Source organism: Pseudomonas sp. HP_01 (assembly GCF_055284355.1).
Map to the genome: position 1 here is coordinate 12,608 of NZ_JBTOPV010000014.1, position 18,896 is coordinate 31,503.

12 protein-coding genes and 1 pseudogene are annotated in these 18,896 nt (G+C 55.0%); 5 read left to right on the forward strand and 8 right to left on the reverse strand.

Annotation, left to right across the window (positions count from 1 at the left end; translation table 11 throughout):
* Window positions 1-192 precede the first annotated feature (192 nt).
* From ACYAR8_RS10630 to rfbG, 7 genes and pseudogenes are all read right to left on the reverse strand, one after another.
* Entirely contained in the window at window positions 193-2,154 is a 1,962-nt protein-coding gene (locus tag ACYAR8_RS10630) for a hypothetical protein (RefSeq protein WP_463579840.1), read from the reverse strand.
* Between the two features lie 111 nt (window positions 2,155-2,265).
* Entirely contained in the window at window positions 2,266-3,567 is a 1,302-nt protein-coding gene (locus tag ACYAR8_RS10635; RefSeq protein WP_463579841.1) for an NAD(P)/FAD-dependent oxidoreductase, read from the reverse strand.
* A 27-nt stretch (window positions 3,568-3,594) separates the two neighbouring features.
* Window positions 3,595-4,669 (reverse strand): annotated as a pseudogene (locus ACYAR8_RS10640) (lysylphosphatidylglycerol synthase transmembrane domain-containing protein).
* Window positions 4,611-5,378 (reverse strand): glucose-1-phosphate cytidylyltransferase, encoded by a 768-nt coding sequence (gene rfbF / locus ACYAR8_RS10645; protein ID WP_463579842.1) that lies wholly within the window; start codon window positions 5,376-5,378, stop codon window positions 4,611-4,613. The pseudogene ACYAR8_RS10640 and the gene rfbF overlap by 59 nt, the downstream one beginning before the upstream one ends.
* A gap of 11 nt (window positions 5,379-5,389) precedes the next feature.
* On the reverse strand, window positions 5,390-6,352 hold the full coding sequence (locus ACYAR8_RS10650) for a glycosyltransferase family 2 protein (RefSeq protein WP_463579878.1): 963 nt from the start codon (window positions 6,350-6,352) through the stop codon (window positions 5,390-5,392).
* 27 nt (window positions 6,353-6,379) lie between these two features.
* Window positions 6,380-7,195: an NAD-dependent epimerase/dehydratase family protein gene (locus ACYAR8_RS10655; protein WP_463579843.1), complete on the reverse strand. Its 816-nt coding sequence runs from the start codon at window positions 7,193-7,195 to the stop codon at window positions 6,380-6,382.
* Complete coding sequence (gene rfbG, locus ACYAR8_RS10660) at window positions 7,192-8,274, reverse strand: CDP-glucose 4,6-dehydratase (protein ID WP_463579844.1); 1,083 nt, start codon at window positions 8,272-8,274, stop codon at window positions 7,192-7,194. Before rfbG ends, ACYAR8_RS10655 begins: the two co-directional genes overlap by 4 nt.
* A gap of 551 nt (window positions 8,275-8,825) precedes the next feature.
* On the opposite strand from rfbG, the gene ACYAR8_RS10665 reads away from it, so the two are divergent.
* The 4 genes from ACYAR8_RS10665 to ACYAR8_RS10680 are packed head-to-tail and all read left to right on the forward strand — an operon-like array spanning window position 8,826 to window position 14,960.
* Window positions 8,826-9,620 (forward strand): ABC transporter permease, encoded by a 795-nt coding sequence (locus tag ACYAR8_RS10665; protein ID WP_463579845.1) that lies wholly within the window; start codon window positions 8,826-8,828, stop codon window positions 9,618-9,620.
* Window positions 9,617-10,831 carry an ABC transporter ATP-binding protein gene (locus ACYAR8_RS10670; RefSeq protein WP_463579846.1) on the forward strand — a complete coding sequence of 405 codons (1,215 nt, stop codon included), beginning with the start codon at window positions 9,617-9,619 and terminating at the stop codon, window positions 10,829-10,831. The genes ACYAR8_RS10665 and ACYAR8_RS10670 overlap by 4 nt, the downstream gene beginning before the upstream one ends.
* Window positions 10,831-12,429, forward strand: coding sequence for a class I SAM-dependent methyltransferase (locus tag ACYAR8_RS10675; protein WP_463579847.1), 1,599 nt, complete (start codon window positions 10,831-10,833; stop codon window positions 12,427-12,429). Before ACYAR8_RS10670 ends, ACYAR8_RS10675 begins: the two co-directional genes overlap by 1 nt.
* Window positions 12,429-14,960 carry a glycosyltransferase family 4 protein gene (locus ACYAR8_RS10680; protein ID WP_463579848.1) on the forward strand — a complete coding sequence of 844 codons (2,532 nt, stop codon included), beginning with the start codon at window positions 12,429-12,431 and terminating at the stop codon, window positions 14,958-14,960. Before ACYAR8_RS10675 ends, ACYAR8_RS10680 begins: the two co-directional genes overlap by 1 nt.
* 115 nt (window positions 14,961-15,075) lie before the next feature.
* On the opposite strand, the gene ACYAR8_RS10685 is transcribed toward ACYAR8_RS10680, so the two are convergent.
* The gene (locus ACYAR8_RS10685) at window positions 15,076-16,518 is read right to left on the reverse strand and encodes a mannose-1-phosphate guanylyltransferase/mannose-6-phosphate isomerase (protein ID WP_463579849.1); all 1,443 of its coding nucleotides are present in this window, start codon (window positions 16,516-16,518) and stop codon (window positions 15,076-15,078) included.
* A gap of 600 nt (window positions 16,519-17,118) precedes the next feature.
* On the opposite strand from ACYAR8_RS10685, the gene ACYAR8_RS10690 reads away from it, so the two are divergent.
* Complete coding sequence (locus ACYAR8_RS10690; RefSeq protein WP_463579850.1) at window positions 17,119-18,888, forward strand: type I secretion system permease/ATPase; 1,770 nt, start codon at window positions 17,119-17,121, stop codon at window positions 18,886-18,888.
* Window positions 18,889-18,896 lie beyond the last annotated feature (8 nt).

An 18,896-nucleotide genomic window follows, 5' to 3' on the forward strand; every position in this document is an offset into this window, starting at 1 on the left:
GGAGGTTATGAAGCTTTAAGTCTCTGGTTGGCGCGTCATGACTTCAGTCGGCTTGATTGGCTTCTCAACAGCGTAGCAGATCGGTACGCGGTTGGAGGGTGGCAATAAGAGAGATCAAACGGTCCGGGCGATTAAGTCGTCTGATGATTATACGGAGCCGCCACACAACGTATGCACGGCAGCTCAGCACGTTTATTCAACGCTGTATCCGGTGAGGCCAACGCCTAGGACTCTAGGATCAGGAGAGATTCCTAGCTCGGAAGGCGATATCGGATTAGAGACATCAAGCGTTATTAAAATGCGACGAGCTTGGCAATCGTTCATGCTCGGTCGGATGTGGACGACTTGCGGCGCTTTTAGGCTACCTTCAAATAATAATGTACCTTCTTGATAAATCTTGAGTTCCTGCTCAGCAAATGGGCGTAACTCAAGGCCAATATCAATTTTGCCAGACTCCGTGAGTTGCGTTTTGCTACAGGGCAGACTTATCGAGGCAGTCTTCCGCCGAGACCATGCACCCCAAGCTTCAAGATCATGCCAGCCTGACCCGAGGATAAAATTGCCCGTTCCACTTACCCCTACAGTATATTTACCAGGCGAAAGGCTAAAGCGAGCCGCTTCTAGTTCGTCATCGGTAATCGTTACATATTGGTCATGTGAGATATTGGCCCAACGACTTGCGGCCAGCTGAATCAACTTGCGAGCATCCACTTCGCATGAGCGAGGCGTTGTAATTAATTCCCGACCTTCGCCCGAAAATAGGAGCAGCTTATGGCAGTCCGGACCGAGTACACCACGTGGGTGCATTGATTGAATTGATTCTCCAACACCTGAATAGCGCTCGGAGAAAACCTCGGCCGGCGGCGAGTATAAATACGGAGCCTTCGTCTGTATGAAACGGGAGAGCGACGTCGGCTCAGAGTAGCTTTCCGGCATCTTCGGGTTGTTTGCAACTATGCTCTTTATTCCCAGGAATCCAACAATAATCACTCCAAGTATTTTGGCTGATTTGAAAGGTTGCAAAGATTTAATTGCGAAATAACATGCTGGGAAGAATAGGGGCAGATACCATAGTGAATATCGTGCAAGGCCCGGTGTAGCACCTGAGTTAAGATTCTCAGTTGATGAGTGAGCCAAAAAGTTTATGGCGAAGAATAGCACTATGAAAATTACAAATGGTACTTGCGATTTTTCCGACGAGGTTGTCGATGGGGCAAGCTTCCAGGCTGAGAGTGCGGCTAGAGTAGTGACAATGCCGATGGGCCAGTTAGGAAGTAAACCCAAGTCGGGGTCGATTAACCAGATATAGAAGCTTGAAATGTTTTCCCCGAGTGAAGCGCCGCCAGCTAAAAGCTGTGGAGTGAGTACGCCAAACCTAAGTAGGTAATACACCGGATGCGCAAGCACCGCTAAGGCAGTTCCTACGGTCAAGAAGACTTCAATAATGCTGAAGCTTTTACTTCTCTCAAGTGTGAATCGGTACGCGAAAGGTATAAACGCTACCAGCGCGAAGCTCGGATTTTGGGTTGAGGCCAACGCTATTAATAGTGCGCCTAGCAAGTATTTCCGGGAGTAAACCAGCATCACACCCATCAAGGTGAGGCAATATGTAAAAAACTCCGTATGAACTTTGTCGTAGAACCATAGCATGGGCGAAAACAAAGTCATGATTACAAAGGCTGCAATACCCGACTTTCCAAACAGTCGATAGGACATGCACCCAGTCACGACGAAAAGCAAGAAATGCAAGAGCAAGAAAGAGCCATGAGCCGTGGTGGCTATCCCTAAAGCAGCAGCTACTTTTGATAGCACGAAGGCCAATGCGCTATAGAACCAGAAATGATTAAAGTCTGCTTGCTGACCGAGCTTGAGGGCTGGGAATGCGTTTTTAAGCCACTCTTCGGGGACCAGCCCGCTGATACTGTTGCTGAGCACTAAATTGCTATAGGAGTCAAATGACGCAGGCGTCATCCAGGGTCGAAAGGTATCTTTCCAAGCCAGAAACATGGCGTAGTATTCAGCCCCGTCTCCTACCCGCTGTGGATGGAGCCTGTGGAGTTCCAGAAAAACAACAAGAGCCGCAAATAGCAACAGTAGGTATATGTAAGCTGGCCGGTCTACGTGATCCGGTGTGGATGTTTTCACGTTGAGCATTTTTTTGCCTTTGAATAATAGCCGCGCAAGATTATTGCTAGGCCCGAAACTATGCTTCAGGCTGACTTGTGGGAGCCACCCGGGTCCGCCTGCGAACCCGGGCTCATGTGATTATAAAAGCTTGGCTATTTTCCGCCCTTCACGGATAGCATAGTTCGTCCCACGGTCCTCCGGATAAATCTGGGCCATGGTCGAGATCAGCGCGTTATCAAACGGCGTCGAAGCATCAGGCACGTATTGGGAGTAATTACGCTCAGTCACAGGCTGTGCGTATTCGGAACGCCATACCTTGAAGTCGATGATCCAGTCTTTTTCAAAATGTGGAAACATGCGTTTTAGGTGGGTCAGGGCGAATTCGAGATACTCGGCATCCGAGTACTGCCATACCGGATCTTCAGTGGCCAGGTACCGGGACAGATAGGCGATGTGGCTGCCCTTGTAGTTTTCCGGGGTGTCGAAGTTCGTGTGCTCAATCACGCCCACGAATGGGAAACCCGGGTCGTTGACGTTCAGCCAGTAAGTGTCGGAAAGGCTCTGCTTCAGTCTCAATACCAAGCACATGTTGCCCAGGTACTTCACACGACGCAGCTTGGCCAGCCAGGCATCATCTGCGGAGTTCTGGAACATATCAGCGATGAGCGGGAAGGACGGCGTGAACAGGAACTTGCTCCCTTCAACCGGGCCGCTTTCCGTCATCACGGCCGAAAGCTGCTTGCCGGCTGTTACGAGACCGGTCACTTTGCTGCCAAACGATACTTCCCCGCCGTTGGCGTGGATCGCGGAGACCATCGCCTCTGCCAGACGACCAAAGCCGCCTTTGAAATACGCGAGTTCTTCGCCGCCTTTATCGTTGCGAGTGCTGCCGCGCAGTACGAGCTTCTTCCACATCCAGACGGCGTTCACGGCCTCTGCATATACGGAAAACTTCGAATTGATCAGCGGTTCCCAGACGACTTTATAAACCGACTTCCCGCACATTCCTTCCAACCACTCGCGGATGCTCAGGTGCTCGATGGTTTTCCAGTCCTTGATGCGACGTACCTGAAACACCAGGAGTCCGAGACGGATTCGGTCCACCAGCGAAAGAGCCTTGAAGCGCAGGAGGTCCAGAGGCGTCGATAGCTTCCACATCCGGCCATTGAAATACATGCCTGTGCGGGTTGGCAGCAGGATGACGTCACCCTCCAGGCCAAGTTCTTTCACGAGCTCCGGAACGAAAACATCGTTGTTGAACCAGTGGTGGTAAAACTTCTCAACCCGGACACCGTCTTCGAATTCGAAGATACCGGCCAGACCGCCGGGGGTTGAATCGGCTTCAAGGACCCGTACCCGCTTGCCCTGCTTCGACAGCACATAGGCCGCCGTGAGGCCAGTGAATCCGCCCCCGACAATCACAACGTCATAGTTATTCATTTACGATTCCAATGTAAGTTTTCGCAGTCACTTAGTGGCTGCTTTGAACAGGGCGGGGCGGGACCATATTGCCAAGGCTCCGACGATCGTTGTCGGCAGCCAAAGCGCTAGATGGACAATTACTGCGTAGCTACCCGCTTGGGCAGATGTTCCACCAATCAGGGTAACCGCGGTAAAAGCGGCCAAATGAAACGGCCCTACATAGCCAGGGGATGACGGCGCCAGCGTAGACAGGGTGGCAATCGCCATTACCAGAAGAGCCATCAGCGGGCTGGCGTCCAGGCCCAATCCGAGCAACGCAAAATAGAACAGGCCTGACTCACCCGCCCAGACAAGCATTGAAAGCAGCAGCATAAGGCCGAGCACGCGAGGCCTCGACATCACTTCAAAGCTTTCGAAGAGGCCGCCAACAGTCCGGAAAACGGTTTGTAATTTAGGCGGGACCTTACTGTTCGGTTGGTCGTCACCCAGCTTGGTGAACAATCGTGCGAAGGCTCCCGAAAAAAAGAAGCCTAGCGCCAATGCAATGCCACCCAGCGCCGCAAGGATGACTGCCGTCTGCCTGATGGCCGGCGGTATATCAAGCGTGCTCACTGCCAGGATACCCAGTGCTAAACAAGCGATCAGGGTGACTAGATCGATCAAGCGCTCTACGACCAGACTTGTGGTGGCGACGGTTTTGGTGACGCCCATCGCGCCGGGAAAAACCAGCGCCCGGATCACATCGCCGAGGCGAAGAGGCAGAACATTATTCAGCGCGATTGCACCCAGAAACGGTGCTGCGCAGTTCCGGAAACTAACCGCGTGTGAAGCAGCGGAAAGCATCACGGACCATCTGAAAATGCGTACCGCATAACCAAAGGTCAGTGATGCTATTCCCAGCACGAGGTAGTGCCAGCGGAAGTGCTCAAGCGCGTCCATGACTTCAGAGAAATTCACGAGACGTGCAATCGCCAGCAGGCAAACTAGGGTTACAACTGCCCCGATGACGTGCTTGATCCAGCGCTTTTGCTTGGGTTGCGTTGCTGCTGTCATCGTTTCTCTCAAATGCGCCAAGGAGCTTTGTCTGCGGCCCAGAGGGCTTCGAGCTCGCGCTTGTCACGGAGCGTGTCGCACGGCTGCCAGAAGCCTGTGTGATGAAATGCGCTCAGTTGCCCGTCTTTAGCGAGCTGCATCAGGGGCTCGCGCTCCCAGGAGATCGCATCGCCGTCGATGTATTTGATCGCATCCGGCTCCAGCACGAAGAAGCCGCCGTTAATCCAGCCAATCTCGTCGCTTGGTTTCTCTTCGAAGCTGGAAACGCTGTTGTGCTCATTGATATTCAACACGCCAAAACGTCCCGGGGGCTGAACAGCCGCTACGGTCGCCAGCTTGCCGTGCTGGCGGTGGAAGGCCACCTCGGCGCTGATGTTGATATCAGACAGGCCGTCGCCGTAAGTCAGGCAGAAGGTCTCGTTGTTCAGATAGGGTGCAACGCGCTTCAGGCGTCCGCCGGTCATAGTTTCAGCGCCGGTATCGACCAGCGTGATGCGCCAGTCTTCAGCCTGACTGTTGAGAATTTGCGTGTCGCCAGTGGTCAGGTCGATGGTCATATCCGACATGTGGCGGTAGTAGTTAAAGAAGAATTCTTTGATGACATAGCCCTTGTAGCCCAGGCAAATAACGAAATCCTTGATCCCGTGATTGGCGTAGGTACGCATGATGTGCCACAGCAGCGGCTTGCCGCCGATTTCGACCATTGGCTTTGGTTTAGTGTCGGACTCTTCCGCAATGCGGGTTCCCAGACCACCGGCTAAAATTACAGCTTTCATGCTAACAATCCTTATAGTTTCAGGTCTGCGGGTTCAAAGTTGAGACTTTGCTGAATAACGGCGACGGGGTCTGCGCGCAGGACCAGATAGATGCGCAGCAGATACTCGCCGATGATGCCAAGCAGGAAAGAGTTAAGCCCGATACCGAACAGTACCAGTATGTGAATGCTCGCCAAGCCTTGAGGGAGGTCGGGATGAGCAAAACGCAACAGCAGGTAATAAGCTGCGCCGATCAGGCTGGCCGCGAGTATCAGGATGCCAACGAAAGAAGCCGCACGAAGCGGAACCGTCGAATGGTTGAGGACCGCGGTCAATCCCAGGCGGATGAGCCGGTTGACGTTGAACTTGCTCTCGCCGGCGATGCGCGCGTCACGGTCGTAGGCAATCCCGGTCTGATTGAAGCCGATACCAGCGATCATTCCGCGCAGATACGGGTTCGCGGTTTTGCTTTTCAGCAGCACTTCGATGACCTTGCGGTCCATCAAACGAAAGTCGCCAACATCGCGAGGAATCGGATGTTCGCTCACTTTGTCGATTGCCCAGTAACCCAAGCGCCGGAAGTTATTCAACAACCAACCTTCTGGTCGTTTACGCCGTACGCCGTACACGACCTCGTGGCCTTCCTGCCAGCGGGCAAAAAACTCTTCAAGAAGCTCGGGTGGATCCTGCAAGTCGGCATCTATCTGCATCACCGCATCACCGCGGGTGTGCATGTAGTTGGCCAGAATGGACCGCTGGAATCCGTAGTTTCGCGAGAACCGGATCGCCCTGACGCGTGAGTCTTTACTCGCAAGCTCTGCGAGCATTGCCCACGTATTATCATCTGAATGGTTGTCCGAGAAGACAAACTCAAGATCACACCGGTCGCTCATCTTCAAGGCCAGGGCATCGAGACGCTTGTAGAGATTCTCCAGATTCCCCGATTCATTCAGGACCGGTATTGATATCGAAATCAGAGGCCGCTTTTCTGACATTGCTTTTTCCTTATCAAATCCGTGCATTCAAGCATTCATCCTGGACTTCATGTACTCGACGACTGACGGAATAGAGTCTCTAAAGGTTGATCCCTTGAGAGCCGAGGGCGCCTGGAACACGTGGTCGAAATTTTCTTGCGCCGGCTCAGGCAAAGCGCCCAACTGCAGCAAATGGGGCTTGCCAAAAGCACTGAATATGGCTTGCGCCAAGTTCCTGAGCGTTACGGGATTGCCATGGGCAAGATCCACGACGCCGACGATATTCGCATCCACGAGCGACTTGATCGCGCGCGCATCGTCATCCACGTGATGGTACTCGCGCAGTTGCCTGCCCATGGTCATGCTGAAAGGCGAGTCCGTCCGAAGAGCGGTCAAAATCTGGCCGAGAAACATGAAAGGGCTTGGCTCTCCCGATCCATAGAGCGTATGGATTCTGACGTGAGTAGCCTGCGCCCCGCCAGCGTTCGCATCTTCGACAAACCGGCTAAGTCTGAGCTTGCTCTGAACGTAACTGTTACTGGTCAGGGTGTGTTCCATGGCCGTGCCGAAGGTGACGACACGCGCGCCCAAAGGCGCAACGCTTTCGATCACGTTACGTGGCAGGTGATAATTAACCGCAAGCAGTTGCTCGTCACTGAGACGAGGGTCCAGGAGGCCTGAGCAAATGTACACAACCGAGTGCTCAGGCTGACCCCGAGAAAAAAATTCGCTGATACCAGCGACCGCATCCGCACTCGACCATGACTCATAAACTGCTCTATCAATGCAGACGACATCGCCCGGCGCATATTGAGCAGCCACGGCCTGCCCCAAACGGCCTCGGCTACCCAGGACGAAGATCATTCCTGAATGCCTGCACGCCACTCATCGATCTGCGACAACGTGATTTCACGCGTTTTTTCAGGCGCTGCATAAAAGTCGCGATACCAGACGGCAGTCTGGCGCACCACCTCGTCAGTGTCCCAGACGGGAATCCAGTTCAACTGGTTTCGGGCGATGGAGCTGTCCAGTGCCAGTGAGCCGGCTTCGGGAAGAGGGTTGTTCATATACTCAAGATCTGGACGTTGCCAGTGCGCGCTCATCAGCTCCAGCACGTTTCTGACCGAATACTGTTTCAACTCCTGAGGGCCCAGATTCCAGGCCTTCGCCACGCGTTCCGGTTGATCGGACAGCAGGCCGGCCAGAATGACCAGATAGCCGTGAACCAGAGCCAAAACGTGCTGCCATGGACGGGTTGCATCTGGATAGCGCAAGGTCATTGCACCACCGTCTATAGCTGCTCTAACGAAGTCGGGGATCAAACGGTCTTCTGACCAGTCACCGCCGCCAATGATATTGCCGCCGCGAGCAGTCGCGATCGCCGGGCCTTTGCCTTCCGAGGCCGGGTATGAAGCGGCGTAGCTCTGGATGATCATTTCGGCTGCTGCTTTGGAGGCGCTGTAGGGATCTTTGCCTCCCAGCGGGTCATTTTCCCGATACGGCCAAGCCCACTCATTGTTTTTGTAGACCTTGTCAGTCGTGATGCAGAGCACACCTTTGACGCTCTTTACCAGGCGAGCAGCTTCCAGTACATGCGCCGTGCCTTGAGCATTGACCAGAAAAGTGCTCACTGGCTCGCGATAGGATTTGCGAACCAGGGGCTGGGCGGCCAGATGAAGAATCAGGTCGGGCTGGAAAGCTTCAACTGCTTCTAACAATGCGTCGAAATCGCAGATGTCCCCTAGCGTGCTCGCGATTTCCGTTTCCAGATTGAGCTCGGTGAACAAAGACGGGGAGGTTTCAGGTGCGAGCGCATAACCGGCCACTTCTGCCCCGATAGACTTCAACCAAAGACAAGCCCAGCCTCCAGTGAAGCCGGTATGTCCGGTCACCAGGATTTTTTTACCACTGAGTTGGTCTTCAAACTTCAATCTGGATGTCATTAACTCGCACCGTCATTGGTATATATCGGTCCCAACCCTTGGACGGGCGACCTTTTAAGTGGCGCGAATAATACATCGAATGCTTCATCTTGTGCAGGACCGAGGTGCCCGATGGCTTTTGAAAGAGATCGCCCGGTGGCGCGTTGAAGTCGCGGGCACGTGCGCCGAGATCAGGCGGAGGTGGCTGCTAGGGGGAATTGCGGCTACACGCCAATGCCGGTCGCTATGAACTGAGCAAAGGGCTGCGAGGAGGGTAGCACTCGTTCAGAACTGTGCGGACCAACGAAACAGCATGACGGCGAGGGGCTTGAAGGTCCTTTGGCAGCGGCGCAACCCATCAGCCGCAAGGCCCTTGGACGAGCAGTTCATTGGCTGAGCTTTTTTTCAGAGATTCTCTATCGGAGCACTATATAATGCGCGCCGGGAATCTGTCGGGACATACCGTGTCCATTGTCTGCCCCGATGAGGGGTTCAGCCCCGGCCTGGCCTGCGGGCCGCACATACACCGCCAAGGATGAAGCATTCTGCTTCATTTCTACCAGGAGTAAGGAATGTTGGAGCTGCTCAGGAGCCTCTGGAGTTACCGAGGTTTCGTTTTTTCATCCATACGCAACGAATTTTCCGCCCGATTCGCTCGTAGTCGGCTAGGCGGCCTCTGGATGATCATCAACCCTCTAGCTCAGGTAGCCATTTACGCTTTGGTGCTTTCCAATGTGCTGGCGGCCAAGCTGCCAGGTATAGAGAACAAATACGCGTATGCCCTCTATCTGATGTCAGGGATGCTGGCCTGGAGCCTGTTTTCCGAGATCATCGGCCGATGCCTGACCTTGTTCATAGATCAGGGCAATTTGATGAAGAAAATGCGATTCCCGCGCATCACGTTGCCCGTGATCGTGGTCGGGTCGTGCCTGCTGAATTACGTGCTGCTATTCGTCGCGCTGTTGGCAGTTTTCGCGTTGCTTGGTCAGTGGCCGCATCTCCAGATGTTATGGCTGATCCCATTGACGGTTGCAGTCACCGCTTTGGCGGTCGGGCTGGGCCTGGTACTGGGTGTGCTGAACGTTTTCGTTCGAGATGTAGGCCAAGTCATTCCTATCCTGCTTCAGGTCTGGTTCTGGTTTACGCCGGTGGTCTACCCCGCGAACATCATTCCAGACCGGTTCAGACCTTACATGGACATGAACCCCATGTACCCGATTGTCACCGCTTATCACGACATTTTGGTGTATGCGAAGACCCCTGACATTCAGCAGATTGCTGTGACCACTGTCATCTCATTGGGCCTGCTATTGCTGGGTTTGTTTATGTTTCGCCGTGCAGCGCCTGAAATGGTGGACGTATTATGAGCCTGCTCACTGTAAGTAACCTTGGTAAGGCTTATCGCGTTTATGCTTCAGAATTTCAGCGCATAGGGCGCTGGTTCGGCATCCCGACCAAGCCCAGTGAAGAACATTGGGTTCTCAAGCACATCAGTTTCGCCATCCAGCCCGGTGAGGCGATCGGGATCGTAGGTCAAAATGGTGCGGGCAAATCGACGCTCTTGAAAATGATCACCGGTACCCTTCAGCCCACGGAGGGTAGCGTTCAGGTGAATGGCCGGATCGCCGCCATTCTTGAGCTAGGTATGGGATTTAGCCCTGATCTCACAGGGCGTCAGAACGTATTTCATGCTGCCGGGTTGATGGGGTTTAGTGCTGACCAAGTCACCGATGTCATTGCGGACATCGAGTCGTTCGCCGAGATCGGCGAGTACTTTGATGAACCCGTGCGGACCTACTCCAGCGGGATGCAGATGCGCGTAGCCTTTGCAGTCGCAACAGCCATCCGCCCCGAAATCCTTATCGTCGATGAAGCGCTGTCCGTGGGCGACAGCTATTTCCAGCACAAAAGTTTTGATCGCATCCGTGAATTCCAGGCTCAAGGGACGACGCTGCTTATCGTCTCGCATGATCGCGGCTCGATCCAGGCGCTGTGCAATCGCGCGATCCTGCTTGAAAAGGGTACGGTCATTAGAGACGGGCGGCCGGAAGAAGTCATGGACTTCTACAACGCATTGATTGCGGAAAAGGAGAATGCGACCGTACAGGTTCGTGAACTGGAAGATGGGTCGGTTCAGACCCGATCAGGGAGCGGTGAAGCGACTATCGCTTCAGTAACCCTGCACAATGCCGCAGGTGCTCCCATTGAGTACGTATCAGTCGGAGAAAACGTTTCGCTGCGCATCAGCACCAAAATTAATAGCGCGATTCCAGAGCTGGTGGTGGGTTACCTGATCAAGGACAGGCTGGGTCAGCCGGTATATGGCACCAACACTCACCATCTGGGTTGCAAGACCCAAGCGCTTGAGGCGGGTGAAACGGTCGGTTACTCATTTAACTTTGCGGCGAATCTCGGCGTAGGTTCTTATTCCGTCGCCGTTGCCCTACACACGGCAGACAGTCATATCGGGCGTAACTACGAGTGGGTAGACCTTACGCTGGTCTTTACCGTGGTCAATATTTCGCAAAGTAAGTTTGTCGGCTTGGCCTGGATGCCGCCGACCGTGGAGTGCAACTGATGGATGATCGTTTTTACCGGGCTTTCGAAGACAGGTACCGCGGTTCAAGGGCAATAATCAGCGAACGGCTGGAAGCATATCTTCCGTTTTTAGCGCCTTTAAAGACGCTCCGTGAAGAATTGTCGGTTCTCGACCTGGGATGCGGCCGGGGAGAATGGCTAGAACTCCTTGGACGTGAAGGATTTCAAGCGTTCGGCGTGGATCTCGACGACGGCATGCTTGAAGCATGCGCCACCTTGGGGTTGCGAGCGCAAAAAGGCGACGCGCTCATTGCTTTGCAGCGCCTCCCTGATAACAGCCTGGTAGCAGTGACGGGTTTTCACATTGCAGAACATGTCCCGTTCAAAGTTTTGCAGCAGTGGGTTACCGAGGCGCTGAGAGTACTGTGCCCGGGAGGATTGCTGATTCTCGAGACCCCAAACGCGGAAAGTCTTGTCGTAGGCACCAACCATTTTTACCTCGACCCGACTCACGAGCGGCCGCTTCCAAATTTGTTGTTGTCGTTTCTAACGGAGCACAGCGGCTTCGCGAGATCAAAGATCGTGCGTTTGCAAGAAGCGCCGGCGCTGCGCGACGAGGCCAATGAGCTGGGTCTCTGGGATGTTCTGTCTGGGACTAGTCCGGATTACGCTGTCGTGGCCCAAAAACTGTCTGACCCCGAAGAGCTAGCCCTGTTTGACAGCGTGTTCGAGCCCAGCTACGGCGTATCACTTGATCAATTGGCTGTGCGATACGACCTAGGCTTGAAAATCAGATTTTCAGAGTTAGAGGAAAAAATGTCGACAGGCCGTGCGGGCTACCTAGATGCTATGGAGAGCGTCAAAAGCTTGCAAGCAGAGCAATTGCGGCTGATGCAAGAGCAGTATGACGAAAGAATCACGGCTGCGACTGCGAAAGCAGAGGCATTGGTCGCTGAGCAAATCCGGCAGGCTGAGCAACTGATGCTTACGCACGAGCGGTACGCAGAGGGAATTGCGGCTGCGGCGGCCAAAGCCGATGCGCTGCTCGCCGAGCAGATGCAGCAGTCAGAGCAATTGCAGCTCATGCAAAAGCGATATGAAGACAGTCTTTCGGTTGCGACGGCCGAGAAGCTACGCGTTGTGCAACAACAGCGCGATTCAAGTATCGAAGCGGCTGCAGCCCAGTTGGACGCGGTCCAGGCGGCGCTCAACGAGTCCCTTTCTAATGCGCACAACTGGTATGTACGCGCCACAACTTACGAGCAGAAGCTCACTGCATTTGAGCAAAGCACATCGTGGCGTATCACCGCACCGCTTCGCTTAATCGTGCATGCGATTAGATGGCCGTTTCGTTCCAATAAGCCGCCACTAAGGCAAACGCTGGGCCGTGGTCTTGTGCGCGCGCGACGCTGGGTCGCTGAAAGACCTTCTATCCAGCGTCCCGTCATGGCTGTCGTCACTCGAATCCCGTGGGTAAGTCCGAAGCTTCGTGCGCTTTACGTGAGCAGCTTGCACCCTGTCCCCGCCACTCACGTCAGCGATCCTCAGCACGGTGTCATTGACCATGCTCCACTGAGCCAGCGGGGCCGAGCTATTGAGGCTGCCCTTCGTAACGCCATGACAAAAGGCCGGAATTAATGCGTATCGTAATTGACATGCAAGGCGCGCAGACGGAAAGCAGGTTTCGAGGTATTGGTCGATACAGCCTGTCCATCGCTCAGGGCATCGTCCGGAATCGCGGCGATCACGAAGTCTACCTCGTGTTAAACGGCATGCTCAGCGAGAGTATCGAGAGCATCCGCACAGCCTTCATCGGCCTGTTACCCCAAAGCCATATTCGCGTCTGGTACGCTCAAGGCCCAGTGTGTGCTCAGGACCCGGGTAATCATGCCCGGAAAGAAATCGCTCAGCGCATCCGACAAGCGTGCATTGATGAGATTCGTCCCGACGTCGTACACGTCACTAGCTCGGTCGAAGGTTACGGCGATGATGCAGTTATCGGGAGTCCGGAGTTAGATTCGCGTGCGCTGGTCAGCGCGACACTTTACGACTTGATTCCGTTGATCAGTCCGAAACAGTACCTTGACCCCAATCCGGTCTACAAGAAGCACTACCTGGAAAAGGTTGAGGCATTCAAAAGCTACAGCTTGCTGCTGTCTATATCAGACTTCGCGCGCGAAGAAGCTTTGGCATTATTGCCGCTCGATGAAGCCAAAGTGGTCAACGTTTCTACTGCGGCGGATGACATTTTTCGGCCGGTTGCGCTGAGCTTGGACGAGCGCCATACGCTTACGGAAAAATTCGATCTTCGAGACAAATTCGTACTTTATTCTGGCGGGGCCGATGAGCGAAAAAACCTGCCGCAGTTGATTGAGGCCTTCTCAATTGCACGAGCTGATTTCGGTGATATCCAGCTTGTTTTCGCAGGAAAAATGCCTCCGTCGCATATCAGCGAGTATCGCAATGTCGCAGTAAAGCATGGCTTCGGTCCGGGCGACCTTATCTTCACAGGTTACGTGACTGATCCTGAGCTGGTCGCGCTCTATAATCTGTGTCACGTGTACGTGTTCCCGTCATGGCACGAAGGTTTTGGGTTGCCACCGCTTGAAGCAATGAAATGTGGTGCTGCAGTTATTGGTGCCAACACTTCTAGCGTCCCTGAGGTGATTGGCTTGAAAGAGGCCACCTTTGATCCGTTCGATGTTCACTCTGTCGCCGCGAAGCTTCGTCAAGTGCTTGAAAATGACGCCTTCCGTGCCGAGTTAGCGAGTCACGGGCTTCAACGAGCGGAGCAGTTCTCGTGGGATCTCACCGGTAAGGCCGCGATAGCGGCGTTCGAGCAGGCTTTGGTAACTCATGAGTCTTATGACAAATCCGGTGAAGGTAAACCTTCGGCCGAGTCATTCGAGAGGTTGATTGAGTCATTGGCAGATAGCGGCCATTTACATACCGGGCCAATGGATATTCCAGTGCTCGCCAAGGCCATTGACTACTCGCTACAAGGCCCGGCGGGCGAGCCGACTCTGTTCGTGGACATATCCGAACTGTGCAAGCACGACGGGAAAAGCGGTATCCAACGAGTTGTGCGAAGTATTTTGCTGGAGTGGCTAACCAACCCGCCGCCTGGCTACGTGATCAAACCGGTGTACACACAGGCCGGTGAGCCGTTTTACCGCTATGCGGCACATTTCACTACCATGTTTTTGGGTAAAGAGTCCGAAGAGGCAGAGCTGGATGAGCCTATCAGCTATGCTGCGGGAGACATCTATCTCTGCCTTGACCTGCTCATGGACGTATTACCCCACAAGCAGTCTTATCTAGACACGATGCGGGCCCATGGCGTAAGCATTTTCTTCGTGGTCTATGACCTGCTTATCCTGCAACTTCCGCACTGTTTCGTAGACAGTCTGCAGGCTCATTATGTGAAGTGGATTCATGCGGTCGCTCAGTACGATGGGGCGATGTGTATTTCCCAGGCGGTCGCCGATGAGCTTAGCGAATGGCTAGTGGATAATGCGCCGCCGCGCGCTCGGCCTTTCCAGATAGGCGCATTTCATTTGGGAGCTGATATTGATCAGTCCATGCCATCCACGGGCTTGCCAGAAAATCCTGCGCTTCGAATAGAGTCCTTGGAGCCCAATCCGAACTTCCTTATGGTTGGCACTTTGGAGCCTCGGAAAGGCCACGCGCAGACGCTGGATGCTTTCGAAGTGCTATGGGCAGCCGGTGTACATGCAAACCTAATCATCGTGGGCAAGCACGGTTGGCTGGTGGACGACTTGGCATCGCGGCTCGTGAGTCACCCTGAGCTTGGTCGACGCTTGCTTTGGCTTGAGGGCGCTAGTGATGAGTATCTTGAGCACCTCTATAACCGATGTGATTGTCTAATCGCTGCTTCTTACGGCGAGGGCTTTGGGTTGCCACTGATTGAGGCGGCCCAATACAAGCTCGCGATCGTTGCAAGAGATCTTCCAGTATTCCGTGAGGTTGCGGGTGAGCATGCTTGGTATTTTGCAGGTGAGACCGCACAAGATATTGCTGACAGTGTGACCGAATGGTTGGGGCTGTATAAATCGCAGCAGCATCCTCAGTCAGGCGATTTGCCGTGGCTGACTTGGAGCGGAAGCGCGCAGCAACTGATAGGTCAAATTGGCAAATGCGCGTTCTGATAACTGTCGCGATGATGGAAGCCTGAACACAGCCGATATGGCTGATTCTGCTGAATCAGCCATATCACTGCGTTTAATCTGGAAAGGTGGCGAGCGGATCTTTGTTCAGAGTTCGTTAATTTCCGGCGCGGCCATAGACATCTTCAAAACGAACAATATCGTCCTCACCCAGGTAATCGCCGCTCTGCACTTCAATCAGCACCAGATCGATCACACCCGGGTTGGTCAGGCGATGCTGATGCCCCGCACGAATGAAGGTCGATTCGTTGGTATTCAGCATCAGCTCCTGATCGTCGTTCACGACAATCGCCATGCCGCTGACCACGATCCAGTGCTCGCTGCGGTGGTGGTGCATCTGCAGCGACAGTGACGCTTTTGGCTTGACCACAATGCGCTTGATCTTGAAACGCTCGCCGTTTTCCAGGGTGGTGTAAGTACCCCATGGGCGATGCACCGTCTGGTGCAGCTGATGCAGCGTGTGGCCGGACTTCTTCAGCTGGGTGACGATGTGTTTGACGTCTTGGGCATGGTCCTTGTGCGCGATCATCAGGGCATCGGCGGTGTCGATGACCAGCAGGTCTTCCACACCGACCAGTGCGGTCAGGCGTTCTTCGCTGTTGACGTAGTTGTTGCGCGCGCCGTGGGACAGCACTTCGCCTTCAAAACGGTTGCCGTTGGCATCGGCACTGGTCAGTTCGCTTACTGCGTTCCACGAGCCGATGTCGCTCCAGCCGATATCGCAAGGTACGGTGGCGACCTTTTCAGAGCGCTCCATCAATGCGTAGTCAACCGAGATGTCCGGGACTTTGGCGAAGGACTCCGCGTCCAGGTTCAGGCAGCGGTATGCGTCGCCTTTGGTTTCACGAGAGAGACTGATCGATTCTGCAGCAGCAGACAGGACGTCAGGCGCGTGCTTTGAGAGTTCCTCAAGAACCGTGCCTACCTGGAAGCAGAACATTCCCGAATTCCAGAAGTAGTTACCCGCTGCAACGTAGGACTGAGCGGTGGCCAGATCTGGTTTTTCGACAAAGCGCGCGACTTTAAGGCCGCTTTCGTTCTGGATGGGCTCGCCGGCTTCGATGTAACCAAAGCCCGTCTCCGGGTACTGCGGCTTGATGCCGAACGTGACGAGCCAACCGTTTGCGGCGAGTCGGACAGCTTTGGCAACGGCCTCGGAAAAGGCGACTTCATTCTGAATGAGGTGATCGGCTGCAAGCACAAGCATGAATGCTTCCGGGCCGTGCACTTCCTTCAGTTGCAACGCAGCCATGGCCACTGCAGCAGCAGTGTTGCGACCAAAGGGCTCCAGGATGAACGCCTGAGCCGGGCCCGATTTAGCGACATGCCGATATTCGTCTTCGGTCTTGAACAGCAGCTCTTTATTGGTGACCGTCAGAATCTCCGTCACCCCTTCAAGCGCAGCGGCGCGCAGGAAGGTTTTTTGAATGAGGTTCTGTCCGTCGGGCAGCGTCATGAACGGCTTTGGGTGGGCCTCGCGCGAGACGGGCCACAACCGGCTACCTACACCGCCGGACATAATTACCGGTATCAATTCCATATTTCTAAATCCTTGCGCGTAGCTAGGCAGTGGTGTCTGAAGTGAGGTCGGAGGCAACGCATGGCTTCATCCGACAAATTCGGTTAGCAGGGGGCGCTTGTCGTTTTTTTCGTGGAGCGGCCCGTGCAAATGACGCAAGAATATCAGAGTGGCGTCGGTATGCGGGTCCCCCCAAGTGGGTTTGCATGCTGTAGGACGTTTCAGTCGTCAGCGGGCGTCGCTGTGGCAATGCGGCAGGACACGGTTTCCGGGCTTGTCATCTGAACAACTGAGCCTTTTAACCAGTAGGATCGGGGCGCCGATAATCTGACACTGATCAGGAAAGCAGTTTGTTTTAGGCGAGTAACGGTGGTGGCACGCCATCCCCAATCGCTGCAGCATCCAACCGGCATCAGCCTCACTTTATAGGCGCGAATCACAGTCGACAGCTCGTCGGATCGACAGCCCGGCAACGAATAACACCGGTAGTCCAGTGTCGAGATAGCAGGAAAAGAATCTGAACGCGGAACGCAACGTCGGTTGACGGCTCTTATGCTGCCGGCCTTAACCGTTGCCGCACGTCCTCGGCTTCGCAGCCTTCTATATTCAGTCATGGATTCTATGAGTCGCTCACACGAAAACAACCTGCAAGCGGCACTAAAGGCTTGTCGCGGGAGCTTCCTCTCGGTCGGGTTCTTCAGTCTATTCGTCAACACATTGATGCTGGTTCCGACCTTTTACATGATCCAGGTCTCGGGACGGGTGGTGCCGAGCAGCAGCACGTCCACGCTGATCATGCTCACCCTCATTCTCACCATGCTGATGCTGACGCTGGGGTCGCTGGAGTGGGTGCGGTCGCGCATCATGGTGCGCATCAGCAATCGGCTGGATGTGCTGCTCAGTCGCGACGTGTACCGCGCAAGTTTCCGGAAAGCGCTGAACAGCGGCGGCATGGACGCGTCGGCGCAGTCCCTGAATGACCTGACCTCGCTGCGGCAATTTCTCACCGGTAACGGGCTGTTTGCGTTCTTCGATGCGCCATGGCTTCCGGTGTACACCGCCGTGATGTTTCTGTTTCACCCCTGGTTTGGCTGGATGACGGTTGTGTCCGCCGTGGTGCTGGTGGCGCTGGCGTACGTCAATCATCGCTACACCGGCGCCGCCCTGGCCGAGGCCAACAAGCAAAGCCTTACCGCCAATCTGCACACCACCAAAAGCCTGCGCAATGCTGAAGTCATCGAGTCGATGGGCATGCTCGACACCCTGATGGGGCGCTGGGCGGTTCGGCAGCGGCGCGTGCTGGTGTTGCAGTCCGGGGCCAGCGACAAGAGCGGCGTGATCACTTCCATCTCCAAGACGTTCCGGGCCTGGGCCCAGTCGATGATGCTGGCGGCAGGCGCGTACCTGGTGATCACCCATGAGATCAACCCCGGCCTGATGATGGCCGGCTCCATCCTGCTGGGCCGTGCACTCGCGCCCATCGATCAGATGATCGGCAGCTGGAAAGGCTTCGTCTCAGCGCGCGTGCAGTACCAGCGCTTGAATGAAACCCTGGACAAGCTCAACGCCGAGCCCGAGCGGATGTCTTTGCCGAATCCGGAAGGGCACCTACAGGTCGAAAGCCTTTTCGTGGCGCCGCCGGGTGCGAAAGCGGCGGTGATCAAAAACATCAGTTTCGTGACTCCCGCCGGCAGCATCGTCGGTATCGTCGGGCCAAGCGCAGCAGGCAAATCGACGCTGGCGCGTGCATTGCTCGGCATCTGGCCGCCACAGCATGGTGTTGTCAGGCTCGATGGCGCTGACATCAGTGCCTGGGACAAGCAAAAGCTCGGCCCGCACCTGGGTTACCTCCCTCAGGACATCGAATTATTCGAAGGCAGCATCAGCGACAACATCGCTCGTTTCGGCAAGATCGACCCCGAGAAAGTCGTGCTGGCGGCGCGCACGGCTGGCGTCCACGAAATGATCCTGCAACTGCCCGACGGTTACGACACGGTGATCGGCAGCGAAGGCGTTAACTTGTCCGGTGGACAGCGTCAGCGCATCGGTCTGGCGCGCGCGGTGTATGGCAGCCCTCGGTTGATCGTGCTGGATGAGCCCAACTCCAACCTCGATGAAGTGGGCGAACGTGCGCTGGGTGTGGCGCTGCAAAAGATGAAAGAGACCGGGGCGACGGTGTTCATCATTTCCCACCGCCCTAACGTGCTGTCGCGACTCGACCGGATCATGGTCTTGAACAGCGGCAGCCTGACGATGTATGGCCCCCGTGACCAAGTGATCGCCGAACTGGCCCAGCAGCAGGCCAAAGCTCAAGCGCAGGCCCAGGCACAGGGTCAAACACCGCCTCGGGTCGCTCCCGCTGCGACCGGCGCTATTCAGCCCAGCGCCTGACAGGAATT